This window comes from Aliiroseovarius sp. PTFE2010 (assembly GCF_049943335.1).
Classification (GTDB): domain Bacteria; phylum Pseudomonadota; class Alphaproteobacteria; order Rhodobacterales; family Rhodobacteraceae; genus JBNFVY01.
In genome coordinates, this window is the sequence record NZ_JBNFVY010000003.1 from 244,351 (window position 1) to 261,269 (window position 16,919).

17 protein-coding genes are annotated in these 16,919 nt (G+C 59.2%); 6 read left to right on the forward strand and 11 right to left on the reverse strand.

Features of this window, described 5'->3' with window-relative positions:
* Positions 1–20: 20 nt before the first annotated feature.
* Genes ACP2AV_RS07205 through ACP2AV_RS07220 form a run of 4 tightly spaced genes read left to right on the forward strand, consistent with a single transcriptional unit; the run spans position 21 to position 3,961 of the window.
* Entirely contained in the window at positions 21–155 is a 135-nt protein-coding gene (locus tag ACP2AV_RS07205; protein ID WP_426372022.1) for a hypothetical protein, read from the forward strand.
* Positions 156–207: 52 nt separating this feature from the next.
* On the forward strand, positions 208–1,689 hold the full coding sequence (locus ACP2AV_RS07210; protein WP_426372023.1) for a hypothetical protein: 1,482 nt from the start codon (positions 208–210) through the stop codon (positions 1,687–1,689).
* Positions 1,686–2,663 (forward strand): tyrosine recombinase, encoded by a 978-nt coding sequence (locus ACP2AV_RS07215; protein ID WP_426372024.1) that lies wholly within the window; start codon positions 1,686–1,688, stop codon positions 2,661–2,663. The genes ACP2AV_RS07210 and ACP2AV_RS07215 overlap by 4 nt, the downstream gene beginning before the upstream one ends.
* Positions 2,660–3,961: an HlyC/CorC family transporter gene (locus ACP2AV_RS07220; protein ID WP_426372025.1), complete on the forward strand. Its 1,302-nt coding sequence runs from the start codon at positions 2,660–2,662 to the stop codon at positions 3,959–3,961. The genes ACP2AV_RS07215 and ACP2AV_RS07220 overlap by 4 nt, the downstream gene beginning before the upstream one ends.
* A gap of 173 nt (positions 3,962–4,134) precedes the next feature.
* Here ACP2AV_RS07220 and ACP2AV_RS07225 read toward each other — a convergent pair whose 3' ends face one another.
* Positions 4,135–5,661, reverse strand: coding sequence for a helicase HerA-like domain-containing protein (locus tag ACP2AV_RS07225; RefSeq protein WP_426372026.1), 1,527 nt, complete (start codon positions 5,659–5,661; stop codon positions 4,135–4,137).
* A 454-nt stretch (positions 5,662–6,115) separates the two neighbouring features.
* Between ACP2AV_RS07225 and ACP2AV_RS07230 the strand changes: the two genes are divergently transcribed.
* On the forward strand, positions 6,116–6,748 hold the full coding sequence (locus tag ACP2AV_RS07230) for an invasion associated locus B family protein (RefSeq protein ID WP_426372027.1): 633 nt from the start codon (positions 6,116–6,118) through the stop codon (positions 6,746–6,748).
* Positions 6,749–6,803: 55 nt separating this feature from the next.
* Here the strand turns inward: ACP2AV_RS07230 and ACP2AV_RS07235 are convergent, their stop codons facing one another.
* From ACP2AV_RS07235 to ACP2AV_RS07250, 4 genes are read right to left on the reverse strand one after another with little or no spacing between them, the layout of a single operon-like run.
* Positions 6,804–8,015 carry a beta-ketoacyl-[acyl-carrier-protein] synthase family protein gene (locus ACP2AV_RS07235; RefSeq protein ID WP_426372028.1) on the reverse strand — a complete coding sequence of 404 codons (1,212 nt, stop codon included), beginning with the start codon at positions 8,013–8,015 and terminating at the stop codon, positions 6,804–6,806.
* Positions 8,012–8,278 (reverse strand): acyl carrier protein, encoded by a 267-nt coding sequence (locus ACP2AV_RS07240; protein ID WP_426372029.1) that lies wholly within the window; start codon positions 8,276–8,278, stop codon positions 8,012–8,014. Before ACP2AV_RS07240 ends, ACP2AV_RS07235 begins: the two co-directional genes overlap by 4 nt.
* Positions 8,279–8,311: 33 nt before the next feature.
* Positions 8,312–9,409, reverse strand: a complete 1,098-nt coding sequence (locus ACP2AV_RS07245; RefSeq protein WP_426372030.1) for a UDP-3-O-(3-hydroxymyristoyl)glucosamine N-acyltransferase — start codon at positions 9,407–9,409, stop codon at positions 8,312–8,314.
* Between the two features lie 48 nt (positions 9,410–9,457).
* Positions 9,458–11,062, reverse strand: a complete 1,605-nt coding sequence (locus ACP2AV_RS07250; protein ID WP_426372031.1) for a L,D-transpeptidase family protein — start codon at positions 11,060–11,062, stop codon at positions 9,458–9,460.
* Between the two features lie 378 nt (positions 11,063–11,440).
* Here ACP2AV_RS07250 and ACP2AV_RS07255 point away from each other — a divergent pair, with 378 nt between their 5' ends.
* Complete coding sequence (locus tag ACP2AV_RS07255; RefSeq protein ID WP_426372032.1) at positions 11,441–12,010, forward strand: YcbK family protein; 570 nt, start codon at positions 11,441–11,443, stop codon at positions 12,008–12,010.
* Between the two features lie 20 nt (positions 12,011–12,030).
* Here ACP2AV_RS07255 and ACP2AV_RS07260 read toward each other — a convergent pair whose 3' ends face one another.
* The 6 genes from ACP2AV_RS07260 to zrgA all read right to left on the reverse strand — a co-directional run bounded on the left by ACP2AV_RS07260 (position 12,031) and on the right by zrgA (position 16,799).
* Positions 12,031–12,951 carry a glycosyltransferase gene (locus ACP2AV_RS07260; protein WP_426372033.1) on the reverse strand — a complete coding sequence of 307 codons (921 nt, stop codon included), beginning with the start codon at positions 12,949–12,951 and terminating at the stop codon, positions 12,031–12,033.
* 151 nt (positions 12,952–13,102) lie between these two features.
* Positions 13,103–13,603 carry a DUF3299 domain-containing protein gene (locus tag ACP2AV_RS07265; protein WP_426372034.1) on the reverse strand — a complete coding sequence of 167 codons (501 nt, stop codon included), beginning with the start codon at positions 13,601–13,603 and terminating at the stop codon, positions 13,103–13,105.
* 2 nt (positions 13,604–13,605) lie between these two features.
* Positions 13,606–14,121: a DUF3299 domain-containing protein gene (locus ACP2AV_RS07270; protein ID WP_426372035.1), complete on the reverse strand. Its 516-nt coding sequence runs from the start codon at positions 14,119–14,121 to the stop codon at positions 13,606–13,608.
* Between the two features lie 5 nt (positions 14,122–14,126).
* The gene (locus tag ACP2AV_RS07275) at positions 14,127–15,377 is read right to left on the reverse strand and encodes an ABC transporter permease (RefSeq protein ID WP_426372036.1); all 1,251 of its coding nucleotides are present in this window, start codon (positions 15,375–15,377) and stop codon (positions 14,127–14,129) included.
* Positions 15,374–16,075: an ABC transporter ATP-binding protein gene (locus tag ACP2AV_RS07280; protein WP_426372037.1), complete on the reverse strand. Its 702-nt coding sequence runs from the start codon at positions 16,073–16,075 to the stop codon at positions 15,374–15,376. The genes ACP2AV_RS07275 and ACP2AV_RS07280 overlap by 4 nt, the downstream gene beginning before the upstream one ends.
* A 13-nt stretch (positions 16,076–16,088) precedes the next feature.
* A complete protein-coding gene (gene zrgA / locus ACP2AV_RS07285) occupies positions 16,089–16,799 on the reverse strand; it encodes a zinc uptake protein ZrgA (RefSeq protein WP_426372038.1) in 711 nt (236 codons plus the stop codon).
* Between the last annotated feature and the right edge of the window lie 120 nt (positions 16,800–16,919).

Below are 16,919 nucleotides of genomic sequence, written 5' to 3' on the forward strand. Positions count from 1 at the left end.
GAAATTCAAGGGCGGGTTCCATGCTCAGATTGCTCAAGGTACTGGTTATTTTGTTTGTCCTGGGGTTCATCGGGCTGGTGGGCTACGCCTATCTGGGCGATTTATCCCCCGATAGCGCCGATGTGAGCGCACCTGTCACGCTCGATGTGGATTAGATCTCTATCCGCGGGTCTGGCCCTGATGTGCGGGCTGTCCGCGTCTGGCGCGATGGCACAGGACGCAGGCCGTCCGCTGTCGGTGATCGACTGGCTGTCAAATAGCGTCGCCAGACCGGTTGCTCTGCCATTGGAAAACGATTCGCTTGCGCCGGATGTGGCGGGCACTGCTCTGCCACCCAATGTCACCGTGCTGCCGCTGGATGCCCCCAGCCCCGACGCGGTGGGGCTGCTGTCGCCAGAGCAGTCCGGCCTGCCTGCAGATCTTTGGGGGCAGTCCCCTGCAACGTCCATCGCCGCGCAGCTGTCGCGGCTGGATCTGGGCACGATGTTGCCGGCGCTGCGCGATCTGGTGCGCACCATCTTGTTGGCCGAACTAGATCCCCCTGTGGATACCAGCCCGGATGCCGCGCTGTTTCTGGCCCGGCTCGACACGCTGATGGATCAGGGTGCGTTGTTCGAAGCCGAAGCCTTGATCAATCGCGCAGGAACCCCGCGGGCGGACGTGTTTCGCCGCTGGTTCGATCTGCGTCTATTGCTGGGGTCGGGCAATGATGCATGCGCAAAACTGCGGGTGACGCCCGATCTTTCCCCGACCTTCCCGGCGCGAATATTCTGCCTTGCGCGTTCGGGTGACTGGGACGCGGCGGCCTTGACGCTGGAAACGGCCGAAGCGCTTGGGATGTTGTTGGACACCGAAGATGAGTTGCTGGCGCGTTTCTTGCATGTGGAACTTGGCGATGATGCGCCGACACTGCTGCCGGCAACCAATGTCACGCCCCTGACGTTTCGCCTTTACGAAGCCATTGGCGAACCGTTGGCGACCGGATCATTGCCACTGGCATTCGCGCAAGCAGACTTGCGCGACAACATCGGCTGGAAACCCCGCATCAAGGCCGCCGAACGTCTGGCCCGTGTCGGATCGATCGCCCCCGATGACCTGCAAACGATCTATACCGAACACCGCCCAGCCGCATCCGGCGCGCCTTGGAACCGGGTCGAGGCTTACCAGCAGTTGCTGTCAGGACTGGAGCGGAACAATCCGGCAGCCGTGGCCAAGGTGCTGCCGACTTTCTGGGCGCTTATGGAAGAAGCGGAACTGGAAATCGCCGTCGCGCAGTTGCATGGCGCCGAGCTCGCCGCGCTGCCGCTGGACGGGGATGCGCGCGATTTGGCACTGCGGATCGGGCTGTTGTCACCAGACTACGAATCCATCGCGACCGATCCCGATGTGCACCCATTGCTGGGTGCAATCGCGCGCGGACAAGCCCCGCCAGCCAAACCGGTCAGCGCATTCGCCCGCGCCATTGTCGAAGGGTTCGTCGCAGACGACATGCCTGACGACCTGGCAGATATGGCCGGCGAAAATCGTCTTGGTGAAGCGATTCTGACCGCAGTCGAATTGATCGGCAACGGCGCCCAGGGCAATCTGGACGATCTTGTGGCCGGCATCGCCTTTTTGCGCAACGCCGGGCTGGAAGACACCAGCCGCAAGGTCGCCTTGCAACTCATGCTGCTGGAACGGCGCGGATGACAGACATCCCGAACTCGCGGTGGATTTCGGCCTTTCTGGCCGCCCATGCCGCCGAACTTGGTGCCGCACAGAACACGCAGCTTGCCTATGGGCGGGATCTGATTGCGTTTGATAGCTTTCTGCAGGGGCGCAACTTTGCCCACACAACCCAGGCAGATGTCGAAGCCTTCATGGTCGCATGCGAGGCCGAAGGGCTGGCCCAATCGACCCGCGCGCGCCGGTTGTCGGCCGTCAAACAGCTCTTTCGTTTTGCGTTCGACGAAGGCTGGCGGCAAGACAACCCGGCCATTCGGGTCGCCGGGCCGGGGCGCACCAAGGCGCTTCCAAAATCCCTGAGCGAGACCGAGGTCGACTGGCTGCTGGATGCCGCGCGAACGATGGGGCGCGACGCGAACAGCCGGGCCCGCAACACCTGCCTGATGGAATTGCTCTATGCGACCGGGATGCGTGTCAGCGAATTGGTCTCTTTGCCGGTGTCTGCCGCCCGGGGGGATCCGCAGATGCTGTTGGTGCGCGGCAAAGGCGGCAAGGAACGCTTGGTGCCGCTGTCCGAACCATCGCGCGCGGCCCTGTCCAAATGGCTGGCACTGCGCGACGAAGCGGAACAAATCGCGGCGAAGGAAAAAGGTGCCAAACCTTCGGCGTTTCTCTTTCCCTCACGCGGCAAGTCGGGGCATCTGACCCGCGTTTCGTTTTTCAAACTGATCAAGGACATGGCCGTCGCGGCGGGCGTGCCGCCTGAAACGGTATCGCCCCATACGCTGCGCCATGCGTTTGCGACGCACCTGCTGGCACACGGAGCCGATCTGCGCGCGATCCAGACACTGCTGGGCCATGCCGACCTGTCGACCACGGAAATCTATACCCACGTGCTGGACGAACGTCTGCGCGACCTTGTCGAAACGCACCACCCCCTTGCCCGGGACCACGGCGCGGCCCATAACAAACATAACGGAACCCTGCGCGAGCCATGACAGAGACACTTTCCCTAATCGACGGCGCCTTTTGGCTAACTTCGGCTGCGATCCTGGTGCTCTTGCTGGCGTCGGCCTTCTTTTCAGGTTCGGAAACCGCCCTGACCGCCGCATCACGCGGCAAGCTGCATGCCGACGCCGACAAAGGGTCACGTGGGGCCGAACAGGCGCTGCAGATCACCGAAGACAATGAACGGCTGATCGGGTCGGTTCTTCTGGGCAACAACCTGGTCAATATCCTGGCGACATCACTGGCAACCGCGTTGTTCACACGGTTGTTCGGGGACGGCGGCGTGGCTTTGGCAACGCTGATCATGACGTTGCTGGTCTTGATATTTGCCGAGGTTCTGCCCAAGACCTACGCCATCACCAACCCGGAAACCGCCGCCGCGCGCGTGGCGGGCCCTATTGCGATGATCGTCCGGGTCTTTGCCCCGGTTGTCAGTGCGGTGCGTGTTCTGGTGCGCGGCATCTTGCGCCTTTTTGGGGTTCAGACCGACCCTGACAGCCAAATCCTTGCGCTGCGCGATGAAATCGTGGGGGCCATTTCGCTTGGCCATTCCGAAGGTGCGGTGGAAAAAGAAGACCGCGACCGGCTGCTTGGCGCGCTGGACCTTGGCGATCGCACCGTCGAAGAAATCATGCTGCACCGCTCGAAAATCGAAATGATCGACGCCACCCTACCGGCGCGCGAAATCCTGGAACTCTGCCTGAAATCGCCGCACACGCGGCTGCCACTGTTTCGCGGCGACCAGGAAAACATCGTCGGGGTAATCCATGCCAAGGATCTGCTGCGCGCAATGTATGCGGCGCGCGACATTCAATCAGATGACATATTCACCGGGTTCGATGTGCTCAGCGTGGCGATGAAGCCCTATTTCATCCCCGAAACAACCACGCTGGACGATCAGATGCGTGAATTTCTGCGCCGCGCGACCCATTTTGCGCTGGTGGTCGATGAATACGGGGCCTTGCAGGGGTTGATCACGCTGGAAGACATCCTTGAAGAAATTGTGGGCGAGATCACGGATGAATTCGATGTTGACGAAGAGCACCCCGTAAAACAGTCCGCCAACGGCGATTTTCTGGTCGACGGGGCAATGACAATTCGCGATTTGAACCGTGCCAATGACTGGTCCCTACCCGACGATGACGCCAACACCGTCGCCGGTCTGGTCATCCACGAAGCCCAGACCATCCCGGAACAGGGGCAGGTTTTCTCTTTTCACGGGTATCGCTTTGAAGTGCTCGCACGCAAAGACAATCGACTGACCCGCCTCAAGATCCGAGCGCTCTGACGCGCTGCAAAAAGCAATCCTGTACAGATCCCGCCCCGCTGCGCGTATGGCCCACTGATAAACAATCCGGTTTGTGGATTGGCGTATGGGCGACATGGCACCAGAAAAGGTCAGCGTCCGACATACGCTAGCGAATGTTTGGCGTACGGTGCCGCCTGACAACGTGGCGAGCGTCACCGCGCTTTGAACAGCCCCCCAAGGATTCCGCGCACAATCCGTCGGCCCGTGGTGCCTTTGAGTTCCTTGATCACGACCTTTGCGATTTCGGCGCCTACCGACGTCTCTGCACTGGCGCGTTTGCGGGTGGTTTTTTCATACCGCTTGGCCCGTTCAAACTCTCGTTCTTGCTCGGCCTTTTGCGCTTCGGCCGCTTCGATGTCCTCGGCCGCCTTGGCCGCTGCATCCGCACGCGCTTGCAAGCGTTCGAACGCACTTTCGCGATCAAGCCGCTCTTCGTATTTGCCTGCGACCGCACTCATGGCAATCACGCCCTTGCGTTCAAGCGTGCTGATCGGGCCCAGTTGCGACGACGGCGGGCGGATCAATGTCCGCTCGGCGATTCCGGGCGCGCCTTTGTCGATCAGGAAAGATGTCACCGCCTCGCCTGTGCCGACATCTTTGATCGCCTCTTCCACGGAAAAGCGCGGATTGGCGCGGTATGTTTCAGCAGCCAGGCGCAACGCCTTCTGGTCACGCGCGGTAAAGGCGCGCAAGCCATGCTGCACCCGGTTGCCCAGTTGCGACAAGATATCTTCGGGCACATCGTCTGGGTTTTGCGTCACGAAATACACGCCGACGCCCTTGGACCGGATCAACCGCGCAACCTGTTCGACCTTGTCGACCAAGGCTTTGGGGGCATCGTCAAAGAGCAAATGCGCTTCATCGAAAAAGAACACCAGCTTGGGTTTGTCTGGATTGCCAATTTCGGGCAACTCTTCGAACAGTTCAGACAACAACCACAACAGGAACGTCGCATAAAGGCGCGGGGATCCCATCAGTTTGTCGGCCGCCAATATTGAAACCCGTCCGCGCCCATCGGCGTCAGTGGCTATGATGTCGGCGAGCTCTAATGCCGGCTCGCCGAAAAAGGCATCGCCACCCTGGTTTTCCAGAACAAGCAACTGGCGTTGGATCGCTCCGATCGAGCGTTTTGATACGTTCCCATACTGCAGGCTGATCGCCTTGTCATTTTCGCCGATATGCACCAAGAGTGACCGCAGATCCTTGAGATCCAACAGCGGCAAGCCTTCGTCATCGGAAATACGGAATGCGATGTTCAGAACGCCTTCTTGCGCCTCGGTCAACCCCATCAGCCGTGACAACAACAGCGGCCCCATTTCTGCGACCGTGGTGCGGATCGGATGGCCCTGATCACCGAACAAATCCCAAAAGGTGACAGGGAAATCCTGATAAGTGTAGTCATCGAAATTGATCTGCGCAGCGCGCTTCATGAAAGCATCATGCAGCTTGAATCCCTCGCTTCCCGATTTGGCAAGGCCCGACAGATCGCCTTTGACGTCCGACAGGAACACCGGCACGCCCATATTTGAAAATCCTTCGGCCAGGATTTGCAGCGTTACGGTTTTGCCGGTGCCGGTTGCGCCTGCAATCAGGCCGTGGCGGTTTCCGTATTTCAACAAGAGCTCTTGCGCCTGCGCGTAGCCTTCGCCGCCGCCGCCTACAAAAATGCTGTCCGTCACTGCGCGTTCTCCTGCAACCGCTCATCAAATAGAATCCCGGCAACAATACTTAATTAATGTTCCCATGCCAGTGTTGGCATGTCCGGATCATGTCCTCTTCGATCCGGTCATTGACTTCCTCCCTGTTAGACTGGCCGCGCCCAAAGTTCGGGCGCGGTTTTTTTCATCCCCGCTTGGGCTGGTCAATCGCCGGCAAAAACGCACGATTTTGCGTTGACGTAATCCGAATCGCGACATAGCGTCATAGCTAATAAGTCGGCCGGTCCGACAGGGAAAAATTGGAAAAGGGTTCCGTACGCCGGGACCCTTTTTCAGTTTCGACCAATCCGGGTTTCTGGACGCCAGCGCGTTTGAACACGGGCAATCACACGCTCATCACCTATTTTCGACCTGACACCTTGAAGGGCGCATGATAGACCCGGCGCAATCAAAGAAGCCAATTTGCAGGACGACCATGCACACGTTTATTTCTCGGATCACCGCGGCCTCCATGATCGCGCTGTTGGCCACTGCTGCGACCGCTCAGGAGACGGACGTCCCCGGCGCGCAACCCGCTGAAGAACAGAGCGAAGGCGCAATAGCCGATGGCTTGGCCCTTGGCGAAGAAGTGACCGATGAGTCGCAGGTGGGCCAGTCTTATATCGTCGAAGAACACGGCGACTGGACAGTGAACTGTGTGCACGCGCCCGAGGGTCAGAAAGATCCCTGCAACCTTTACCAATTGCTCAAGAATGACGCAGGCAACGATGTTGCCGAGATTTCGCTGTTTCCGCTACCTGCCAGCGGTCAGGCTGTCGCCGGTGCGACCATCATCACACCGCTGGAAACCATGCTGACCGAACAAGTGGTTCTGCAGGTCGATAGCGGCAAGGCCAAGCGTTATCCGTTCAGCTTTTGCACGCAGATCGGGTGTTTTGCCCGTGTCGGGCTGACGGCCGAAGATATTTCTGCCTTCAAACGTGGGAAAGCCGCGACTTTGGCGATCGTTCCCGTCGCGGCGCCAGATCAGAAAGTGCAGCTGAAAATTTCGCTCACCGGGTTTACGGCTGGATATGAAGCGGTTGGCAAGGCTAACGCGGCCGAATAGTCGACATACACCAATCAAGTTGAACGCGCCCTTCACCGGGCGCGTTTTGTGTGCACTAGGCCGCTTTGCGCAACGCAAGAACCGCGTTCAATCCGCCAAATGCAAAGGCATTTGAAAGAACCACGTCCACGCCAGCCTCCCGCGCTTCATTGGGAACGACATCCAGGGCGCATTCCGGATCGGGTTCTTCGTAGTTGATGGTCGGGGCGATGATCCCGTCGCGCACCGCCATGATGCATGCCAGCAGTTCAACGGCGCCTGTTCCGCCGATCAAGTGACCGTGCATCGATTTGGTGGACGATATCATGACCTTGTCCGCATGTGCGCCCAGTGCATCGGCAACCGCCGCGCATTCGGTCTTGTCGTTTGCGGCCGTCCCGGTGCCATGCGCGTTGATGTAACCGACGTCATCGGCGCTCAGCCGACCGTCCATCAGGGCGCCGGAAATGGCCCGGGCTGCGCCTTGCTTGGACGGCATCACGATATCGGATGCGTCCGACGTCATCGCGAAACCCACAACCTCGGCCAGGATTTCGGCGCCACGTTTCTTTGCATGATCGTAGTCTTCGAATACAAACACCGCTGCGCCTTCGCCCTGAACCATCCCGCTGCGGTTCATGCTGAATGGGCGGCAGGCATCCTTGGACATCACGCGCAGCCCTTCCCACGCTTTGACCCCGCCAAAGCACAGCATCGATTCCGACCCGCCCGTCACCATCGTCGTGGCCATGCCCGAGCGGATCATGTTGAAAGCTTGCCCCATCGCATGGTTCGAAGACGCACAGGCCGTCGCGACTGTGAAGGACGGCCCCTTGAGGTTCCATTCCATCGACACGTGGCTGCACGCAGCGTTGTTCATTAACTTGGGCACGACGAACGGGTGAACCCGGTTTTTACCCTCTTCGTACACCATCCGATAATTTTCGTCTTGCGTCGTCAGCCCGCCGCCCGATGTCCCCAAAACAACACCTGAGCGCACCGCGAGTTCGCCCACAAATTCCAGACCCGATTGCGTGATCGCCTGTTTCGCAGCGACCAGCGTAAACTGGGTAAACCGATCATAGAGCGCCATCTGCTGGCGATTGAACCGGTGCTCGGCATCCCAGTTCTTGATCTGACCGCCAATTTTGATGGCCAATCGGTCTACATCGCGAAATTCCAACGGACCGATACCGCACCGTCCCTCACGCATCGCCTCAAGCGTCGATGTGACGTCAAGCCCAAGCGCGTTGACCGTACCGGCGCCGGTGATCACGACACGTTTCATGAGGACTGGTCTGCCACCATTTTTTCCACCGCCGCCACGATCGACCCGACCGATGAGATGTCGAATTCTCCGGCCTCGGGTTCGTTGGCGTTGAACGGAACGGAAATATCGAATGTCTCTTCGATCGCGAAAATGCTTTCGACAACACCCATGCTGTCGATACCAATGTCTTCCAGCGTCTGATCCACGGTGACATCCGACGGGTCGAGCACGGCCTGTTCCGCCAGAATTGCGATGACTTGATCTTTCACGCTTTGCACCATGGCCCCAACCCTTTGCCCGTTTTGAGCGGTGATTTAGTCCTTATCGTCACCGTTTGAAACATGTTTTTCCCGCGCAGCCAAATCACCCAGTACGCGCGGAAGCCGGCGGAGAGCTTTGTACATGGCAAGATGCTGATCCATTCGAACCGCCGGATACCCCAAAATCGTACGGCCCGCTGGCACCTTGCTCAGGATCTTGGTTGCCCCGCCCGCAACGACCCCGTCGCCCACGGTGATGTTGTCACCGACCCCAACCTGACCACCAAAAACCACATGATTGCCGATCCGCGTTGATCCGGCAATTCCAACCTGAGCCGCGAACAGGCAATCGCGTCCTATTTCGACGTTGTGGGCGATATGTACCAGATTATCAACCTTGGTACCCGACCCGATCCGCGTGGCGCGGATTGTGCCCCGATCCACACAGGAATTGGCCCCGATTTCAACATCGTCCCCGATTTCGACACGGCCCAGCGAATGAAGGCGCACCCAGCTTTGTCCAGCGTCATCGCCAACTTCAGCTTGGCCGAGGCTCTCTCGGGCTTTTTCCACGGCGTTCTTTTCTGCCGTCGTGAATGCCAAGCCATCTGATCCGATGACACAGCCAACCTGACCAACAAACCGATGACCGACCTGCACGTTTGCGCCGAAATGCGCACGGCCATAGAGCAACAGATCATCCCCGAAACATCCGCCCCTGGCCAGGTGACACCCGGGGCCGATACGCGCGTTGTTCCCGATGATCACGTCCGCTTCGATCACGCACAATGGGCCAATTGCGGCGTTCGCCCCGATCCGCGCGCTTGGATCGACCACCGCCGTGGGATGGATCCCTTTTTCGATCACCGGACCGGGGTCCAGCAGAGCCGTTACCCCGGCCATGGCCATCCGTGGCCGCCCGACAAAAACCGCTGCCTCCAGCCCCATCGACTGCCAGTCGGCGCCGGGCCAGAGCAATGCACATCGCGCCCGCCCCTGCCCTAATTTTTCGGCGTACTTCGGATCCATCGCGAGCGCCAGGTCATCCGGGCCGGCATCCGCAGGCTCGCGCGCCGCATCGATACGAAGCGACGTGTCCCCGGCAATCTCGGCCCCGAGCGCCCGGGCAATGTCAGCGATGGTGTAACTCATGTCAGCGTCCCGACCGTTCTGCCGGGACAGACCCCGGCATCCCACGTGTTAGCTGTCCACGGCGCGCAGTACCACCCCGGCTTTTTGCAATGCGGCGAAAATCTTGGCGTCGCGTCCATAGATATCGCGGCGGTATTCCAGCCCACCTTTCGGCAGTCCGATCGCAGTGCGGTAGTCGATGTGCACGGGCACATATTCGTCCAGTTCAACGACAGATTCACGACCCGAGTTCAGATGCGTATGGAACACGCCCTTGGGATCCCGGGTCTGTTTCGACAGCAGTTCGTATGCGAATTCAAACGGCTGCTGAAGCCGGATACAGCCATGACTGAATGCCCGTGTTTCGCGTCCGAACAACGATTTGGAAGGGGTGTCATGCAAATAGATGTTGTAGCGGTTCGGGAACATGAACTTGACCAAACCTAATGCGTTGCCATCCGATGGTGGCTGCTTGAGATCAAAGGGAAAGTTGGCCGTTGTGAACTGGGTGAAATCAACTGCATCGCGTGACACGGACCGGCCGCGACGGTCAATAACCCGCAGATGCCCGGCCGCGTAGGGGTTCTTTTGCATCAACGGAAGGTATTCCTTGACGGCAATCGAGCGGGGCACATTCCACGTCGGATTAATGACCATGTGCTCCATTTCATCCGAAAACTCGGGGCTTCGACGATCGCTGTCGGTGGCCCCGACGACGGCACGGGTCTCAAACGTCACTTTATCATTGTCGATGATCTTGGCGGAAAAATCGGCCAGATTCACCCGCACATGTCGCTCGCCAAGCGGCATGTTCATCCACCGTTCGCGTTCAAGGGCGACGAGAACGCCAGCCAGCCGCTTGGCCGGGTCAACATTAATTTCGCGTAGCGTGCCCGGTCCGGCGATACCATCGGGGTTCAGGCCGTGGTTCAGTTGAAACTGCTGCACTGCCTTCTGAATATCCGCGTCATACGTTTGTGTCACCGAGCGGCGCATGTAGCCCATCGCCATCAAGCGATTGCGCAACGCGACAACAGCCGGGCCAGATTGACCCAGTTCCAGTTTCTTGCTCGGAACCTTGGGGCCCCAGCCACCGCGGGCCAATGTCTTTTCAAGATCCATCTTGCCTTTCAGCAAGCGCCGGAATTCAGGCGCTTGCGGATGCAACGATTTCAAATAGCTGGCCGGCGAAGATTTCGCGAAATTGGCAAGCAACTGCGCCCGGTCGCGATAAGGAACCTTGCGCACCAGTCCACTATCGATACGCGAAGGAACCAGCACCCCGGTTTGCATGTCGCGCGCATAGCGCAGGAACAACTTGGACAGTTCAACCTCGATGAGGGCCAAGTCACGCTCGGACGACACGGCGCGCATATTGGCCTTCAGAAGGTCGGTTTCGTATGACTGCCCAGGCAGGCCAAAATCGTCAGCCTTCGCGATTTCACGCAAAAGGGCCTGTCGCCGCGCCCTGTCGCGGCCACCAGATCCGGTCCAGATCGGCTTGTATCCGTTGGCCTTATAAAAGGCGGCGACATCCCGATCCGACGCAGCAGCGGCCGCCACGGACTGCATGAATGCCGTCACCTGGGTCTGCGCCTGCGCACCCGGCGCCGCAAAGACACCGGCGATCAGCGCGACCATCGTGATGATCGAAAACAGCTTATTGCGAAACATGAAAACCTCGTGCGTCTGTTGGCCTTTTTATTGATGTAGACCGTGTTCGTTGAAATTGTCCTACTAAAACGATGCAGCGACGACAGGGCCCCCGCCACATTTCTTTCTCTTCTGCAACGTATTTCCCACATATCGCAGGGCGGCAGCTGCAAATCGGCACCTTTTTCGCCATTTTTCTGCCATCGTTTACCCGACCATAACCAAAAATAAGCAATAAATCGCTCAAATAGATGTGATTGATCACGGAGCGTGGAGGCAGGGCTTGGACCAAAACCACTCATATGCAATAGATTATTCGCACCTAGGGGATGAGGTGACCACGAAACCGCGTTCAAGCGGTTCCAAGGCAGGCAACAACGGGACACTTTCAGTAGAAACATGACAGATCACAACAGTTTCTCCATGACACGCCGGGGCGTTCTTGCAGCATTCGCAGCGACCGCCGTTTCCGCAGCTCCGACATTTGCAAATGCCGCCGGTTTTCTCCGTGGCGGGGGCGATGTGCGCCGCATCAAGATGTATTCCGGACGAACCGGTGAAAGTATCGACACGATCTATTGGGTCGAAGGCAAATACATCAAGGATGCGCTGCGCGAGGTAAACTATTTCATGCGTGACTGGCGCACCGGCGATACCAAGTCGATGGATGCGCGCACGATCGACATCATGGCCGCAAGCCACGCAATGATGGACACCGATGAGCCGTATTTGTTGCTGTCCGGTTATCGTTCGCCCAAGACCAATGCGATGCTACGCTCGCGCTCGCGCGGAGTTGCCAAGAATTCGCTGCACTTGCAGGGGCAAGCGGCTGACCTGCGGCTTAATTCCCGGTCGATCCACCAGATGTCAAAGGCGGCCAAAGCCTGTCATGCTGGCGGCGTGGGCACCTATCGCGGGTCCAACTTTGTCCACATGGATTGTGGCGCCGTGCGCAGCTGGAACGGCTGATCCCCTTCTCCAGACTGGCTCTATGCGCGCCCGCCTTTGGCGGGCGTTTCGTTTTGCACGTAGGTGCGCGTTGCCATGCGCGGAAACATCCCCGCCAGAAGTAAGAGCAGCAAAAGCACCCACCCATCGCGAGGCCGTCTTCGGCAGGCCAGAAAATATCGCATGGGTACGCCGATCTTTGATAATTTCGGCGTGCGCATATAGTCCACCACAGGGCAATCCGCGTGGGTCAGGCTTGCAATCGACAGGACCTGGCAACGAAACCAGCCGTTTCTTGCGCGCTCAACCCGCTCGCGCAGCGCCGCCACCCCATCCCAGGCCCCCCTATGGTTGCTGCCATGTTGGCGATACTGAACCCCGGACCACGGATCGATGACCCAGCGTAGCCCATCCTGGCGCAGCGCGGCATAGAGCAACCAATCGTGGGAATCGACACGGGCCAAGTCGCGCGGGGCCATGTCGTCAAGCAGCGCACGCAACCGGAGCGCTGACTTTATCGGAAAGACGAATGTGCTGCCCGCGCTGCCATATTCAAACAGGTGATCGTACCGCTTTTGCGGATAACTCTTGCGGATGTATTTCTCGCGGCCATCTGGCCAGACCGCAGTAACATCGCAGGAATAGGCATCGGCGGCCCCCAATTTGGATATGGCCCGCGCCAGTTTTTCCGGTTTCCAGATATCGTCCTGATCGGACAAGGCAACATAGTCGGCGCCGGACAGATCGGCGTGTCGGATCAGGTGGAGGAAGTTCTGGGCGGCCCCAAGACCGCCGGGCGATGGTAGCACGCTCACGGCCCCTGCCCCGGCCTCTTGCGCGCGTTCCAGAGTGTCGTCACGGGATCCGTCATCGGATATCACGATCCGAACCGAGACCCCTTGGGACGCAAGGATCGATCTGATTTGCGCGCCGATCCAGTCCGCCCCGTTTAACGTCGCCATGAGAACAAGGACAACCGGCGTGTTGGGATCAGTCGGCAAGGGGCGTTCCGTAGGTTTGGTTCAGACCGTTTCGCCATCGGTTGTGCCACGCAAGGCGCAGCTTGACCACCCTGCGTTGCACCGCAAGGCAGCGCGCAACCGCGCAAATTCTCTATTCGTGATACGGTTCAATCTTGTCCGCAGACAGGGCGTAGCCGACCTGTGCCAGCTGTGTATTCGTTGACGCGGCCCCGAACATACCTGTCACAAAGACCGGGTCGAACATGCCCTTTGCCTCATATGGAACGGCGCTGGTAACCAGAACCAGCTGATTGGCCGGGGGTGGCGGCACATGCACACAGGCCCCCACGAACGGCACCAGCAGAAAGGCAACAACCCCTGATCCCTTGTGGTCCAGCGGAACTACAAAGCCCGGCAAGCGTACGATCTTGCCATTCCAGTCAGCCCTCAACCCGCTGGATGGGGGTTGCTGAACGCTCATGGCGGGTTGATCGTGATCGATCAGCCCCCCGAAGACAGGGGGGGAAGGCGGTGCATCTTTTGGCAGCAAATCGGGCCAATCCAACTGGATTACCTCGTCCTCCGCCGCCGCTACGGATGGGGCCACGGAAAGACAAACCAGCCCTGTCAGAAACCCACGGCGCGACGCCATCCCTACCATTCGTAGATCTCGATCTTGTCGGCGCGCATGGCGTAGCCCGTCTGCCCCAATGACGTTGATTGCAACTGGGTGCTGAGCCGCCCGGTCACCCAAACCGCGTCCCAAAGGTTGTCTACGGGCCACGGCTGGTCGGATTTCACCAGCACCAACTGGTTTGCAGGCGGCGGCGGGGTGTGGATACAGGCCCCCTGATAAGGCACCAGCACGAAATCTGTCACACCCCTGGCATCCAGTTCAAACGGGACGATGAACCCCGGCATCTTGATATAGACGCCGTGCAAGGCGTCATTCAGCTTCACCCCATTGTCATCGTAAATCGGATTCCAGGTGTCGTTGACGACGTCCATGTCGCCTTCGCCGATGATTTCGGAATAGGGCACGCCTGGGGGGATCAGATCCTCCCACATGATCTGGCGGGCCTCGGCGGCGCGCAGGGGTTGCGCCACGGGCCAAAGGCATGCCGCTGCGATCAATTTGCGCCGTGTCAGTGTGGGTCGTGTCAGTTTCATCGGTGTCATGTCCGCACCATCATACCGTCGCTCAGTGACATCCGATAGGCACGAAAGGCGGGAACAAGGCTCACAATGGCGCCAGCAACGACCACCCCCAAAAGGATCCATGCTTCGCGCCATGATGGCGGCTCAATCGGCAACCACAGCCCGAGCGCGCTGTCCAGCACTGGCTGAGCGATCACCAACCCCACGTAAAGCAAACCGAGCCCAAAGAGCGCACCGAACGCGGCCATGAAAACCGCCTCAAGGATCAGCAATGCGAACACGGTCACCGGGCTGGCCCCCATGGCCCGAAAAATCGCCATCTCGCGGCGCCGTTCATTCAGGCTGGAAAAGACTGTGGCCATCATCCCGATCAACGCCGTGACAACCACCATCGCCGACACGGCCAACAGGGCCGTTTCAGCAAGACCGACAATACCCCAAAGCTCTTGCAGGGCGACCCCGGGCAAGATCGCCAGGAGCGGCTCTTCGTCGTAGTTATTGATCGCCCGCTGCAAGCCAAAGGTCTGAAGCGGGCTTTTGACCCCGACCAGAGCTGCGGTGATGGCCTTTGGGGTCAGGTCCATCTGCCTTATCTGCTCGACGGGGGTTGCGGCGCCAGGCCGTTTGGCCCCGCCTTGCCAATCAACGTGAATTGCCTCGATGGCCTCCAAGCTGACAATCACGGTCCGGTCAACCGGCGTACCGGTCTTTTCCAGCACCCCGGACACGCGAAACGGCTGGTCGTCATGCGTCGAGAATGACGCGATGCCATGTGCGACGACGATCGGATCACCGACCGAATAGCCCAGTGTGCTGGCCACATCCGCCCCGATCACCGCGTCGAAAAGGTCCGCCATGACAGCGCCGTCTGCCAAGGCCAGCGACCTTTTGTTTCGGTATTTGTAGTGATCAAAGAACGCGGTCGTCGTTCCCATCACCCGGAATTGCCGGTGACTATCCCCAAGTGAAATCGGGACGATCCAATCCACCTCGGGCCGGGTTGCGATATCGCGGTAACTTTGCCAGGTCACGTTGTTCGTCGCATTGCCGATCCGAAACACCGAATACAGCAGCAACTGAACCGATCCCGATCGCGCCCCGACGATCAGATCGGTCCCGGAAATGGTATCGGCGAAACTGGCCTTGGCCCCGGTCCGCACTTTTTCCACGCCTACAAACAGGGCCACGGACAGCGCAATGGCCAAAACGGTCATTCCAACCGTCAGCGCACGCGCCCAGAGCGATGCCAATGCCAAGCGCACGATCATGCCGGCTCTCGCTGGGCAGTGGCGATGTCGGTCAGATTGACGACACGGTCGAACCGGCTCGCCAACTGCGGATCGTGACTGACCATCAACAAGGACGCCCCCGTGCCCGCCATCTGGCCGAACATGAGGTCCAGAAACGCCTGTTGGCTATCAGCGTCCAGTGATGATGTGGGTTCATCGGCCACCACAAGCGGGGGGTGACCGATCAACGCCCGGGCCACTGCGACCCTCTGCTGTTGGCCAACACTGAGCGACGCGGCGCGCTGCCCCATGACATCATCTGGCAAACCAAGCGCGCGGCACAGCCCCTCAGCCGTCGCGCGCCCGTCGCCGGCCCGTTTCTTGCGCTGCGGCGCAAATCGCAAGGGCAATAGGATATTGTCCGCGACTGTGCCGAAGGGCAGCAGGTTGAATTGCTGGAATATGACGCCGATCTGCTCGGCGCGCAGACGGTCCCTTTTCGCGCCGGACAGGCCCGCCAAATCGACCCCGTCCAGCACAATCCGTCCCATGTCCGGCACCACAATCCCGCATATCAATGACAATAGCGTCGTCTTGCCCGCTCCGCTTTGCCCCAAGAGCAAGACCTTTTCGCCGCGCCCCAGGGAAAAATCCGGAATCGACAGAGAAAACGTGGCCCGCCCCGGCCATCGGAACCGGACCTTATCGAGTGTCAGGATCTGATCGGACGATTTCAAACCTCAGAAGGCCTCACTTGAATTCAAGGGTCGGCTTGGACCGGTCAATCTCAGCCCTGCCTGCGCCGGCCTGCGTAACATATTCTGCTTCGATTTCCCGCGCATTTTCAAACTTTGTGAAAAACGGCAAGTCGATGCTCGAAAGTTCGTCTGGGTGTTCGCAATTAAAAACATACCGAGCGCGGAATTCGCTGTGCCCAGTGTCGTGCCCAGTGTCGTGCCCGGAGTCCGCGTGGTCATCTTCTTCATCATGCGAATGGCCATCCTCTTCATCATGTGCATGATCGTCATGATCGGCGTGATCATCTTCGTCATGGGCATGATCGTCATGGTCGGCGTGATCATCTTCGTCATGCGCATGATCGTCATGGTGAGCGTGGTCATCTTCGTCGTCGTCATCGTGATGCGCGTCTCCGGTTAGCAATTGCGCCACCACTTCGGACAGGCGGCAAGCCGCTGATCCGGGCAGAGTCACCAGGTTTTCCGGGGCCGCCAGCACACGAATGGCCGCATCGATGGAGTCCTTGTCAGCGTCAGTGCTGGCCTCATATTCAAAGCCGACGATATCCGCCCCGGGGGCAAGGAAAGTCATTTCGACTGTTTGGTGATCAATTGCGACCTGCAACTTGCTCACCCCGTGCTCATGGGCTGCCATTTCGCGGGTCTCTTGGGCGACGAGCGGCGTGGCGCTCAGGGCGGCGACCAGAAAAATCGTGTGTTTCATTCTCATCTCGGCTTTTAAAAATTTTCAGGTTCGATTCATGCGATCCGAAGCATCGATGTTGGTGATCGAAATGATGCTCAAGCGCCATCGGCCGGTTTGCGGCCCCGGATCAGTCACGCC